Here is a 12,975-nt window from a genome sequence, read left to right as displayed (position 1 = left end):
CCAGGGCTACGGCGACTGGGCCGAGATCCACACGCCCCGGCACGCCCACTACATGAAGAACCCCACGCAACTGCTGGACTTCCGGCGCTTCACCTCCGACATGCTCCTGGAGTGTTACGTCGCCGAGCGCGACATCGTCCGCCGCCACACCCCGCACCTGCCGGTCACCACCAACTTCATGCCGCTGTGGCAGGGCCTGGACGCCTGGCGCTGGGCCGAGGAGGAGGACGTCGTCTCCGTCGACCTCTACCCCGACCCGCGCGACCCGCTCGGGGCGCAGAGCGGCGCGCTCGTGCAGGACATGACCCGCTCCCAGGCGCGCGGCCCCTGGATGCTGATGGAACAGGCGGCCGGCCCGGTCAACTGGCGGGGCGTGAACCACCCCAAGCCACGCGGCCTCAACCGCCTGTGGTCGCTCCAGGCCGTCGCGCGGGGCGCCGACGCCGTCTGCTACTTCCAGTGGCGCCAGTCCCGGCAGGGCGCCGAGAAGTTCCACTCCGGGATGGTCGGCCACGCGGGCCCCGAGGGCCGGACGTTTCAGGAGGTCAAGCAGCTCGGCGCCGACCTCGCGCGGATCGCCCCGCACGTCTCCGGGCAGCACAGCACCTCCGATGTCGCCGTACTGCACGACTGGCACTCCTGGTGGGCCGGCGACCAGGAAGGGCGGCCGTCCCGCGAGGTCGACTACGCGGACGTCCTGAGCTCCTGGCACCGCGCACTGTGGCAGGCCCACCTCACCGCCGACTTCGCCCACCCCGAGCACGACCTGTCCGCCTACCGCATGGTCGTCGTCCCCCAGCTCCACCTGCTCACCGACACCGCCCTCGACAACCTCCTCTCCTGCGTGCGCGGCGGAGGCACCCTCGTCTGCGGCTTCCTCACCGGAGTCGCCGACCGGGACGACCGCGTACGCCCCGGCGGCATGGACGCCCGCCTGCGCGACCTCTTCGGCCTCCGCACCCTGCACGAGTGGTGGCCGCTGGAGGCGGGGGAGACCGTCGCCTGCGAGGGCTTCACCGGCACCCTGTGGTCGGAGGAGCTGGAGCCGGACGGCACCGCCGACGAGGCGATCCCCTACCAGGGCGGCGAGCTCGACGGGCTGCCCGCCGTGCTGCGCAAGGGCCGCGCCTGGTACGTCTCGACGCTCCCGGAGCCAGGGGCGCTGCGGGAGCTCCTTGCCCGCATCGCCGCCGGCGCGGGAGTCCGGCCGGTGCTCGACGGGCTCCCGGAGCGGGTGGAGGCCGTGCGCCGGGGCGAGCTGCTGTTCCTGCTCCACCACGGCCGCGAGCCGGTCACCGTCGACGTCCCCGGCACCCACCACGACCTGCTCACGGACACGACGGTCACCGACCGGATCACCCTCGGCCGGTACGGCGCCGCGGTGCTGCGGTCATGAGCGCCACGCCCGTCCACGGCACCTGGGAGCCCCGCCCGGCCGACCGCTGGGAGGACGCCTTCCTCAGCGGCAACGGCCACCACGGCGCCCTGGTGTTCGGCGACCCGGACGACGAACGGGTCGTCGTCACCCACCACACCCTGGTCCGCCCCGGCGACGACACGCACCGCACGCCGCCCCGACTGGCCGACCGGCTCCCCGCACTCCAGGACCGCCTGCTCTCCGGCGACCTGGCCGCCGCCGAGGACTTCACCGACGGCCGCCCGCTGACCTGGGTCCGCCCCTTCCACCCGGCCTTCCAGGTACGCGTACGCCGCCAGGGCGGGAACCGGCACCGATACCGCCGTACCGTCGATTTCACCACCGGCGTCACGGAGGCGGCCTGCGCCGGCTGGACGAGCCGGGTCTTCGTCTCCCGCGCCGACGACGTGATCGTCCAGCACCTCACGGCCACGGGCACCCTCGGCATCTCCCTGGACCACCGCCTCCCCGGCGCCCCCACCGAACTGGGCGTCGGCCACGGCACGTTCCTCGCCGCCGAGGGAGCCCTGCTGACCCTGCGCGCCCGCTATCCCGGCAGCGACCTCGCCTACACCGGCATCACCCTGGTCGCCGTCACCGGCGGCACCACGTCTCTCGCGCCGCCCGAAGCGCGGATCGACGGCGCCCGGGACGTCCTGCTGCTCACCCGCGTACGCCGGCATACCGGCGAGGCGGACGTCGTGGCCGAGGGCCGCGCTCTGCGCGATCTGCTCGCCGACACGGCAGGATCGTCCTACGACGCCCTCCTCGCCCGGCACCTGGCCCTCCACCGGACCGCCTACGCCCGTGTCGCCCTCGACCTCGCCGCCGACCCGGACCAACGCGCCCTGCCGGGCTCGGAGTTGCTCACCCGCCCGCACAGCCCCGCCCTCGCCGAACGGCTCTTCGCGGCCGGCCGCTACCACCTGCTGTCCGCGAGCGGGCTCCTGCCGCCCCGCCTGACGGGACTGTGGACCGGCGACTGGAACACCGCCTGGTCCGGCGCCCTCACCCTCGACGCCAACCTCAACCTCCAGACCGCCTCCGCCGCCGCTGCCGCCCTCCCCGAGGTCACCGAGGCGCTCGCCTCCTTCGTCCAGCGGCAGCTGCCCGACTGGCGGGACAACGCCCGCGCGGTCTTCGGCGCCCGCGGCGCGGTCGCGCCCGCCCACAGCGACGGGGAGTCCGGGCACAGCTACCACTTCAGCCGCGAGTACCCCCTGCACCTGTGGACGGCCGGCGCCGACTGGCTGCTCAAGCCCCTCGTCGACCACGACGAGACCCACGGCACCCGCGACCCGCGCACCGCCGCCGCCCTCGCCGAAGTCGCGTGTTTCTACGAGGACTTCCTCACCCGCACCGACCCCGACGGCCGTCTCGTCGTCGTCCCCTCCTACTCGCCCGAGAACCGGCCCGCGAACGCGAGCTGGGGCGCGATCAACGCGGCCATGGACCTCTCCGCGGCCCGCCACGCCCTGCTCACCGCAGCCGACCTGCATCCCGAACACGCCGACCGCTGGCGGGCGCTGGCCGACCGCCTCCCCCCGCACCGGATCAACAGCGACGGGGCTCTCGCCGAATGGGCGTGGCCCGGCCTGGACGACTCCTACGACCACCGGCACCTCAGCCACCTCTACGGCGTCTGGCCCCTCGACGAGATCAACCCCTACGACACCCCCGCCCTGGCCGCCGCCGCCCACCGCGCCCTCGCACTGCGCGGCGCCGAGAACGACTCCGCCCACGGCCATCTGCACCACGCCCTGATCGCCGCCCGGCTCCGCGACCCCGGCCGCGTCGCCCACGCGCTCGCCCAGGTGCTGGAGGGCGACTTCTTCCACGCCTCCCTGATGAGCGCCCACTATCCGCACCGCGACGTCTACAACGCCGACGCCGCGCACACCCTGCCCGCCGTGCTCATCGAGTCGCTCGTGCAGTCCACCCCGGACCGGCTGGTCCTCTGGCCCGCACCGCTCCCTGCCTACCCGCGCGGCAGCCTGCGCGGCGTGCGCACCCGCTTCGGCGCGACCGTCGACCTCACCTGGACCCCGGACGACGCCACGGCCGTCCTGCGCCCGACCCGCGACCACCGCATCGACCTGTGGACTTCCACCGGCACCGAGTCCCTCGACCTGGTCGCCGGAGAAGACCGCGTCCTCACCCTGAAGGCGCGGTGACCCCCGCACCTCCCCCCACCCATGGAAGGACAAGCCATGGCAACAAGAACACTGAGCAGGCTCGCCAAGGCCCTGCTGGCACCCGCCCTCGCGCTCGGCGCCACCGCCGGCCTCGCCTCCGCCCCCGCCCACGCCGCCGTCTGGAACTCCTGCGACCAGTGGGGCAACACCAGCCTGAACGGCTACACCCTCTACAACAACATCTGGGGCTCCGGCGCCGGCAGCCAGTGCATCTGGGCCAACTCCGGCACCAACTGGGGCGTCTGGGCGGACCACCCCAACACCGGCGGCATCAAGTCCTACCCGAACGCCAAAAAGGTGATCAACAAGCCGATCGCCTCCCTCGCCTCCCTCACCAGCAGCTACAACGTCACCGTCCCGTCCTCGGGCGCGTACAACACCTCGTACGACATCTGGGACACGGACTACGACTACGAGATCATGCTCTGGGTCAACCACAACGGAGCCGTCGGCCCGCTCGGCAGCCCCCAGGGAACCGTCACCCTCGGCGGCCACACCTGGAACGTCTACAAGGGCGACAACGGCGCCAACCAGGTCTTCTCCTTCCTGCGCACCTCGGACTCGAACTCCGGCTCCGTCGACATCCTCCCCATCCTGAAGTGGATCAAGGACACCAAGGGCTGGATGGGCAACGAAACCATCGGTGACGTGCAGTTCGGCTACGAGATCACCTCGTCGGCGGGCGGCCTCGACTTCCGCACCAACAACCTGACGGTCAGCAGCAGTTGATCCCGCAACAAGACAAGGCGTACGGCCGGTCCCTCTCCTGCGCGACCGGCCGCACGCGTCTCACTCGGCGATCGGCAGCCGCGCCCCGTCCCGCAGGAACAGCGGGATGCGGTCCAGCGGCGCCTCGACGGTGACCGCCGCGCCGCCCTCGTACACCGCCCCCGTCCACGCGTCCGTCCAGCGCGCCCCCGCCGGCAGACAGACCGTACGGGCGGTCGCGCCCGCCGTCAGCACCGGGGCGACCAGCAGATCACGCCCGAAGAGATACGCGTCGTCCACCGACCACGCGGCCGGATCGCCGGGGAACTCCAGGAACAGCGGCCGCATCACCGGCAGCCCGTCCTCGTGCGCCTCCCGCATGACCTGGAGCACATACGGCTTCAGGCGCTCGCGCAGCCGCAGATACCGCTCCAGGATCGCCCCGGCCTCCTCCCCGTACGACCACACCTCGTTCGGGCCGCCGGTCATGTCCGGGCCGAGCGGCATCCCCGGGTCGCGGAAACCGTGCAGCCGCATCAGCGGCGACAGCGCGCCGAACTGGAACCAGCGCACCATCACCTCCCGGTACGCCGGATCGTCCGGGTCGCCGCCGTGGAAGCCGCCGATGTCGGTGTTCCACCAGGGGATCCCGGACAGCGCGGTGTTCAGCCCGGCCGCGATCTGGCGGCGCAGGGTGGCGAAGTCGGTGCCGATGTCACCGGACCACAGGGCGGCCCCGTAGCGCTGACTGCCCGCCCACGCCGAGCGGTTGAGGGTGATCACCTCCTCCTCGCCGGACGCGCGCAGGCCCTCGTAGAAGGTGCGGGAGTTCTCGGCGGGGTAGAGGTTGCCGACCTCCAGGCCCGGTCCCGCCCAGTAGCGCAGGTTCTCGGAGAAGCCCGGCTTCAGCTCGGGCTCGCAGGCGTCCAGCCAGAAGGCGGTGATGCCGTACGGGTCGAGATAGTTCTCCTTGATCCTGGACCACACGAACTCCCGCGCCTCCGGGTTGGTGGCGTCGTAGAAGGCCACCTGGACGGTGGAGGCGACCTCCTTGTCCGGCCAGTCGGCGTGCGCCATCGGACCGTACTGCGTGCCGATGAACCAGCCGCGCTGCTCCATCACCGGGTGGTTCTCGCTCAGCGGCGACACCGACGGCCAGACGCTCACCACCAACTTCACCCCCAGCTCGGCCAGTTCGCGCACCATCGCCGCCGGGTCCGGCCACTCCTGCGGGTCGAACCTCCACTCGCCCAGGTGGGTCCAGTGGAAGAAGTCGCACACGATCGCGTCCAGCGGCAGCCCGCGGCGCTTGTACTCCCGGGCCACGGAGAGGAGTTCGTCCTGCGTGCGGTAGCGCAGCTTGCACTGCCAGAAACCGGCCGCCCACTCCGGCAGCATCGGCGTCCGGCCGGTGACCGCGCTGTACCGGCGCTGGGCGTCGGCCGGATCCCCCGCGGTGATCCAGTAGTCGATCTGCCGCGCCGAGTCCGCCACCCACCGGGTGCCGTTGTGCGCCAGCTCCACACGGCCGATCGCCGGGTTGTTCCACAGCAGGGTGTAGCCCCGGCTGGAGGTCAGCACCGGGATGCTCACCTCGGCGTTGCGCTGCACCAGGTCGACGACCAGCCCCTTCTGGTCGAGGCGCCCGTGCTGGTGCTGACCGAGGCCGAACAGCTTCTCGTCGTCGTAGGCGGCGAACCGCTGCTCCAGCCGGTGATGCCCGTTGCCGACCGCCGTGTACAGGCGCGACCCCGGCCACCAGAAGTGGGCGCGGTCCTCCGCCAGCAGCTCGCCGCCGTCGGCGGTGCGCAGGAAGCGGACCATGCCCTCGGCGTCGACCTCCGCGGTCAGCGCGCCGACGGTGAGCCGGGCCCGCCCGTCCTCGATCTTCACGGTGCTCTCGGTGGGCGGCGCCTCGTCCAGCAGGGCGCCGGGCAGATTCCGCAGCACCGGGCCGCCGAGCCGGGCCCGCACCCGTACGCCGTCCGGCCCCCACGGCTCGATCCGTACGGTCTCCTGACGGCCGCTCCACTCCAGCGCACCGTCCCGCTCCCGGAACGTGCCGACAGTGGGCGAGGACTGGGCGAGGCTGACCTTGGGCCGGGTCTCGGCGGCGGGCTGTGCGGACTGCGCGGACTGTGTCACGAGGCGTGCTCCTGAAGGAGTGCAGACATGAGAAGTGCAGGCATGGGGCGTGCAGGCATGGGGCGTGCAGGCATGGGGAGTGCAGGCATGGGGGTGCCCTGAGCGGGGCGCGTGGCCGGTGAAGCGGGGGAGAGGGTGCCGGTGTCCCGGTGTTCGCGGTGTGCGGTGTCTACGACTGTGCGGGCGCCGGTCCCGAGCTCGCCCGTACCGTCAGCTCGGGCGGCAGCAGCACAACCTCGTCGCCGCCCCGCCCGTCGAGCTTGGCGACCAGGTGTTCCACGGCGTGCCGCCCCATCTCCTGCGCGGGGATGGCCACGGAGGTCAGTCGCACCGAGGCCTGCACGGCGACCTGCTCCGGGCAGATCGCGACCACCGACACGTCCTCGGGCACGGCCCGCCCCTGCTGCCGCAGCAGCGCGAGCAGCGGCTCGACCGCCGACTCGTTCTGCACCACGAAGCCGGTGGTGCCGGGCCGCTCGTCGAGGATCCGCGCGAGCGTCACGGCCATCGCGTCGTACCCGCCCTCGCACGGCCGGTGCAGCAGCCGCAGCCCCAGCTCCCGCCCGCGCGTGCGGAGCCCGTCGAGGGTGCGCTCGGCGAACCCGGTGTGCCGCTCGTAGACCGCCGGGGCCTCCCCGACGATGGCGAGGTCACGATGGCCCAGCTCCGCCAGATGCTCCGCGCACAGCGCACCGGTGGCCTTGAAGTCGAGGTCGACGCAGGTCAGCCCGGTGGTGTCGGCGGGCAGCCCGATGAGCACCGCCGGCTGGTCGGTCTCCCGCAGCAACGGCAGCCGCTCGTCGTCGAGTTCGACGTCCATCAGGATCATCCCGTCGGCGAGGCCGCTGCCCGCCACGCGCCGCACCGCGTCGGGACCCTCCTCACCGGTGAGCAGCAGCACGTCGTACCCGTGCGTGCGGGCCGTGGTGGCCACCGCGATGGCGATCTCCATCATCACCGGCACGTACATGTCGGTGCGGAGCGGGATCATCAGCGCGATGATGTTCGACCTGCTGCTGGCCAGGGCGCGCGCCCCGGCGTTCGGGTGGTACCCGAGCTCGCGGATGCTCCGCTCGACCCGCTGCCGGGTGGTCGCGGAGATGGACCGCTTGCCGCTGAGGACATAGCTCACCGTGCTCGCCGAGACTCCGGCGTGCTGGGCGACCTCGGCGAGGGTGACCATCCAGCTCTCCAAGCTTTGTGAAGCGCTTCGACAGTGCGCAGAACCGACAAGGGCGAGTGAGGGTGGTTCGACAGTAGCTCCAGCGGAGGTGGGTGTCCATAGGGTGTCGAAGCGCTTCGACAGCTTTTCCTCAGCTTCGCCGCCGGGGCACGTATCGGCCGATCGGCCGCACGAAGGGTGGTGGGGTCGCTACGAATCGGGTACATACGATCGGGTAGCACCAGTCGGTAACGAAACCACACCATCCCGATTCGCGGCGAGGTGAGCCTCATGTCCGCAGCACCCGAGACACCCAAAGCTCCGTCTCGACCCACCGTCACCGAACGTGAGGCCCGCCAGGTCGCCGAGGCCGCGCGGGAGCAGGACTGGCGCAAGCCCAGCTTCGCCAAGGAACTGTTCCTCGGCCGATTCCGGCTCGACCTCATCCACCCCCACCCCCTGCCCGCCGACGAGGACGCCCAGCGCGGCGAGGAGTTCCTCGCCAAACTCCGCGACTTCTGCGAGACCAAGATCGACGGCGCCCTGATCGAGCGCGAGGCGCGCATCCCCGACGAGGTCATCACCGGCCTCAAGGAACTCGGCGCCTTCGGCATGAAGATCGACACCAAATACGGCGGCCTCGGCCTCACCCAGGTCTACTACAACAAGGCCCTCGCCCTGGTCGGTTCCGCGAACCCCTCGATCGGCGCGCTGCTCTCGGCCCACCAGTCGATCGGCGTCCCGCAGCCGCTCAAGATCTTCGGCACGCAGGAACAGAAGGAGAAGTTCCTGCCGCGCTGCGCCCGCACCGACATCTCCGCCTTCCTCCTCACGGAACCGGACGTCGGCTCCGACCCGGCCCGCCTCGCCACCACGGCAGTCCCCGACGGCGACGACTACGTCCTCGACGGGGTGAAACTCTGGACCACCAACGGCGTGGTCGCCGACCTCCTCGTGGTCATGGCCCGCGTCCCGAAGTCGGAGGGTCACCGCGGCGGCATCACCGCCTTCGTCGTCGAATCGGCCTCCGAGGGCATCACCGTCGAGAACCGCAACGCCTTCATGGGCCTGCGCGGCCTGGAGAACGGCGTCACCCGCTTCCATCAGGTCCGCGTCCCCGCCTCCCACCGCATCGGCGAGGAGGGCCAGGGCCTGAAGATCGCGCTGACCACCCTCAACACGGGCCGGCTCTCCCTGCCCGCGATGTGCGTCGGCTCCGGCAAGTGGTGCCTGAAGATCGCCCGCGAGTGGTCGGCGGCCCGCGAGCAGTGGGGCAAGCCGGTCGCGCTGCACGAGGCGGTCGGCTCGAAGATCGCCTTCATCGCCGCGACCACCTTCGCCCTCGAGGCCGTCCTCGACCTGTCCTCCCAGATGGCCGACGAGGACCGCAACGACATCCGCATCGAGGCCGCCCTCGCCAAGCTCTACGGCTCGGAGATGGCCTGGCTGATGGCCGACGAGCTCGTCCAGATCCGCGGAGGCCGCGGCTTCGAGACGGCGGAGTCCCTCAAGGCCCGCGGCGAACGGGCCGTACCGGCCGAGCAGATCCTGCGCGACCTGCGCATCAACCGCATCTTCGAGGGCTCCACGGAGATCATGCACCTGCTGATCGCCCGCGAGGCCGTCGACGCCCACCTGTCGGTGGCCGGCGACCTCATCGACCCCGAGAAGTCCCTGAGCGACAAGGCGAAGGCGGGCGCGAACGCGGGCGTCTTCTACGCGAAGTGGCTGCCGAAGCTGGTCGCGGGACCGGGCCAGCTCCCGACCGCGTACGGAGAGTTCAAGCACGGCATCGACCTCTCCCCGCACCTGCGCTACGTCGAGCGCACCGCCCGCAAGCTGGCCCGCTCCACCTTCTACGCCATGTCGCGCTGGCAGGGCCGGATGGAGACCAAGCAGGGCTTCCTGGGCCGGATCGTCGACATCGGCGCGGAGCTGTTCGCGATGAGCGCGGCCTGCGTCCGGGCGGAGCTGCTGCGCAGCCGCGACGAGAACGGCCGCGAGGCCTACCAGCTCGCCGACGCGTTCTGCCGCCAGGCCCGCATCCGGGTCGAGGAACTCTTCAACCGCCTGTGGACCAACACGGACGACCTGGACCGCAAGGTGGTCAAGGGAGTCCTGTCCGGGACATATGAGTGGCTGGAGCAGGGAATCATCGACCCGTCCGACGACGGCCCGTGGATCGCAGACGCAACACCGGGCCCGAGCACAAGGGAAAACGTCCACCGCCCCATCCGCTGACCCTGTACGGACATACGTAGCTGCGGGCAACCGTGCGCTTATCCGCCCTAGCTGCGGGCAGTCGTGCCGCTGGGGCGGCACGGGTGGGCGCAGCGGCACCCCGCAAGCGCGGGCAAGCGAAACCCACCCCCGGGCACCACCGGGGGTGGGCACCCGCACACACCCCCACCCGACACAATGGAGCCCATGACCGACGCTCCAGCTCCCCTCGCCGATCCGCATCTGGTGTACGACCCCGTCGCCGGAGACGGCCCGAAGGACGTGGTGATCCTCGGCTCCACGGGCTCGATCGGCACCCAGGCCATCGACCTCGTGCTGCGCAACCCCACCCGCTTCAAGGTCACCGGCCTCTCCGCACACGGCACCCGCGTCGACCTCCTCGCCGACCAGGCCCACCGCCTAGGTGTCCGCACGGTCGCCGTCGCCCGCGAGGACGTCGTACCGCAGCTGCGCGAGGCACTCACCGCCCGCTACGGGGCCGGGGAGCCGCTGCCCGAGATCCTGGCCGGCCCGGACGCGGCCACCCAGCTCGCCGCCTCCGACTGCCACACCGTCCTGAACGGCATCACCGGCTCCATCGGCCTCGCCCCGACCCTCGCCGCCCTGGAGGCGGGCCGCACCCTCGCGCTCGCCAACAAGGAGTCCCTGATCGTCGGCGGCCCCCTGGTCAAGGCGCTGGCCAAGCCCGGTCAGATCATCCCGGTGGACTCCGAGCACGCCGCCCTCTTCCAGGCGCTGGCCGCCGGCACCCGCGCCGACGTCCGCAAGCTGGTCGTCACCGCCTCCGGCGGCCCCTTCCGCGGCCGTACGAAGGAAGAGCTCGCGCACGTCACCGTCGAGGACGCCCTCGCCCACCCCACCTGGGCGATGGGCCCGGTGATCACCATCAACTCCGCGACCCTGGTCAACAAGGGCCTGGAGGTCATCGAGGCGCACCTGCTCTACGACATTCCCTTCGACCGCATTGAGGTGGTCGTGCATCCGCAGTCGTATGTCCACTCGATGGTTGAGTTCACGGACGGTTCGACACTGGCGCAGGCGACGCCCCCCGACATGCGCGGGCCCATCGCCATCGGCCTCGGCTGGCCCGAACGGGTCCCGGACGCCGCGCCCACCTTCGACTGGAGCAAGGCGTCCACCTGGGAGTTCTTCCCTCTCGACAACGAGGCCTTCCCCTCGGTGAACCTCGCCCGGCACGTCGGGGAACTCGCGGGCACCGCCCCGGCCGTGTTCAATGCGGCCAACGAGGAGTGCGTGGAGGCCTTCCGCACCGGCAGGCTCCCGTTCAACGGCATCATGGAGACCGTCACCCGGGTCGTCGAGGAACACGGCACCCCGGGCACGGGAACCTCTCTCACCGTGCCGGACGTCCTCGAAGCGGAGACCTGGGCGCGGGCGAGGGCCCGGGAACTGACCGACCGGACGGCGAGCGCGGAGGCGCGTGCATGACGACCCTGATGTTCATCCTCGGCATAGTCGTCTTCGCGGTCGGCCTGCTGTTCTCCATCGCCTGGCACGAGCTCGGACACCTGTCCACCGCCAAGATGTTCGGCATCCGTGTGCCGCAGTACATGGTCGGCTTCGGTCCGACCCTCTGGTCACGGCACAAGGGCGAGACCGAGTACGGCGTCAAGGCGATCCCGTTCGGCGGCTACATCCGGATGATCGGCATGTTCCCGCCCGGCCCCGACGGCCGGATGGAGGCACGCTCCACCTCCCCGTGGCGCGGCATGATCGAGGACGCCCGCTCGGCCGCCTTCGAGGAGCTCAAGCCCGGCGACGAGAACCGCCTCTTCTACACGCGCAAGCCGTGGAAGCGGGTCATCGTGATGTTCGCGGGCCCCTTCATGAACCTGATCCTCGCGGTGGTGCTGTTCCTCACCGTGCTTATGGGCTTCGGCATCCAGCAGCAGACCACCAACGTCGCCTCGGTCTCGCCCTGCGTCATCTCGCAGAGCGAGAACCGCGACAAGTGCGAGAAGTCCGACCCGCAGTCCCCGGCCGCCGCGGCCGGCATGAAGGCCGGGGACAGGATCGTCGCCTTCGACGGCCGGCGCACCGACGACTGGGGCACCCTCTCCGACCTGATCCGCGACAGCGCCGGCAAGCAGGTGCCGATCGTCGTCGACCGCAAGGGCGAAGAGGTCACCCTCCAGGCGAAGATCGCCACCAACCTGGTCGCCAAGAAGGACGGCAACGGCGCCTACGTCGAGGGCGAGTACGTCAAGGCCGGCTTCCTCGGCTTCAGCGCCGCCACCGGCGTCGTCAAACAGGACTTCGGCGACTCGGTGACCTGGATGACCGACCGGGTCGGCGACGCGGTCGACTCCCTCGCGGCCCTGCCCTCCAAGGTCCCGGCCCTGTGGGACGCGGCCTTCGGCGACGGCCCCCGCGAACCGGACTCCCCGATGGGCGTCGTCGGCGCGGCCCGGGTCGGCGGCGAGATCGCCACCCTCGACATTCCGGCGTCCCAGCAGCTCGCGATGTTCGTGATGCTGCTCGCCGGCTTCAACCTCTCCCTGTTCCTGTTCAACATGCTCCCGCTGCTGCCGCTCGACGGCGGCCACATCGCGGGCGCCCTCTGGGAGTCCCTGCGCCGCAACACCGCGAAACTGCTGCGCCGCCCCGACCCCGGCCCCTTCGACGTCGCCAAACTGATGCCGGTGGCGTACGTGGTCGCGGGAATCTTCGTCTGCTTCACGATCCTGGTCCTGATCGCGGACGTGGTGAACCCGGTCCGCATCTCCTGAGGGGGCCGCACCCGCCGTACACCCACCGTTCACGACGGCCTGGAACCCTTTCGTTCCGGGCCGTCGTCCTTTGGGTGGGTTTACCCGGGGGATGTGCTCGGGCCAAGGCCCGTGCCGTAATCTCGAAGCCCGGAGCCCGCTGCTCACCGGGGGCCGGACCTTGATCCACGACTTGGGGTTGCACAGCAGATGACTGCGATTTCTCTCGGCATGCCGTCCGTTCCGACCAAGCTCGCCGAGCGCCGGAAGAGCCGGCAGATCCAGGTCGGATCCGTGGCGGTCGGCGGAGACGCGCCCGTCTCGGTCCAGTCGATGACGACGACCCGTACGTCCGACATCGGCGCCACGCTGCAGCAG

General features: G+C 71.2%; 9 protein-coding genes. 7 read left to right on the top strand and 2 right to left on the bottom strand.

Annotated features, from left to right (window positions below; translation table 11 throughout):
• From N4P33_RS24390 to N4P33_RS24380, 3 genes are all read left to right on the top strand, one after another.
• The coding region (locus N4P33_RS24390) for a beta-galactosidase (RefSeq protein ID WP_260828867.1) at positions 1 to 1,396 on the top strand (1,396 nt) is incomplete at its 5' end.
• Positions 1,393 to 3,591, top strand: coding sequence for a glycoside hydrolase family 95 protein (locus N4P33_RS24385; protein WP_260828866.1), 2,199 nt, complete (start codon positions 1,393 to 1,395; stop codon positions 3,589 to 3,591). The genes N4P33_RS24390 and N4P33_RS24385, both read left to right, overlap by 4 nt.
• 36 nt (positions 3,592 to 3,627) lie before the next feature.
• Entirely contained in the window at positions 3,628 to 4,341 is a 714-nt protein-coding gene (locus tag N4P33_RS24380; protein ID WP_260828865.1) for a GH12 family glycosyl hydrolase domain-containing protein, read from the top strand.
• 60 nt (positions 4,342 to 4,401) lie between these two features.
• Here the strand turns inward: N4P33_RS24380 and N4P33_RS24375 are convergent, their stop codons facing one another.
• On the bottom strand, positions 4,402 to 6,465 hold the full coding sequence (locus tag N4P33_RS24375; RefSeq protein ID WP_260828864.1) for a glycoside hydrolase family 31 protein: 2,064 nt from the start codon (positions 6,463 to 6,465) through the stop codon (positions 4,402 to 4,404).
• Positions 6,466 to 6,634: 169 nt separating this feature from the next.
• Positions 6,635 to 7,648: a LacI family DNA-binding transcriptional regulator gene (locus tag N4P33_RS24370; RefSeq protein ID WP_260828863.1), complete on the bottom strand. Its 1,014-nt coding sequence runs from the start codon at positions 7,646 to 7,648 to the stop codon at positions 6,635 to 6,637.
• 270 nt (positions 7,649 to 7,918) lie between these two features.
• On the opposite strand from N4P33_RS24370, the gene N4P33_RS24365 reads away from it, so the two are divergent.
• The 4 genes from N4P33_RS24365 to N4P33_RS24350 all read left to right on the top strand — a co-directional run.
• A complete protein-coding gene (locus tag N4P33_RS24365; RefSeq protein ID WP_260828862.1) occupies positions 7,919 to 9,868 on the top strand; it encodes an acyl-CoA dehydrogenase family protein in 1,950 nt (649 codons plus the stop codon).
• Between the two features lie 186 nt (positions 9,869 to 10,054).
• A complete protein-coding gene (gene dxr, locus N4P33_RS24360; protein ID WP_260828861.1) occupies positions 10,055 to 11,317 on the top strand; it encodes a 1-deoxy-D-xylulose-5-phosphate reductoisomerase in 1,263 nt (420 codons plus the stop codon).
• 8 nt (positions 11,318 to 11,325) lie between these two features.
• Positions 11,326 to 12,618, top strand: coding sequence for an RIP metalloprotease (locus tag N4P33_RS24355; RefSeq protein WP_260828870.1), 1,293 nt, complete (start codon positions 11,326 to 11,328; stop codon positions 12,616 to 12,618).
• A gap of 189 nt (positions 12,619 to 12,807) precedes the next feature.
• Positions 12,808 to 12,975, top strand: a 168-nt coding sequence (locus N4P33_RS24350) for a flavodoxin-dependent (E)-4-hydroxy-3-methylbut-2-enyl-diphosphate synthase (protein WP_260828868.1), incomplete at its 3' end; no start/stop codon positions are given.

It is taken from the genome of Streptomyces sp. 15-116A (genome assembly GCF_025290915.1).
GTDB lineage: Bacteria > Actinomycetota > Actinomycetes > Streptomycetales > Streptomycetaceae > Streptomyces.
The sequence above is the reverse complement of the archived record's forward strand: the minus strand, read 5'-3'. Positions and strand labels throughout refer to the sequence as shown.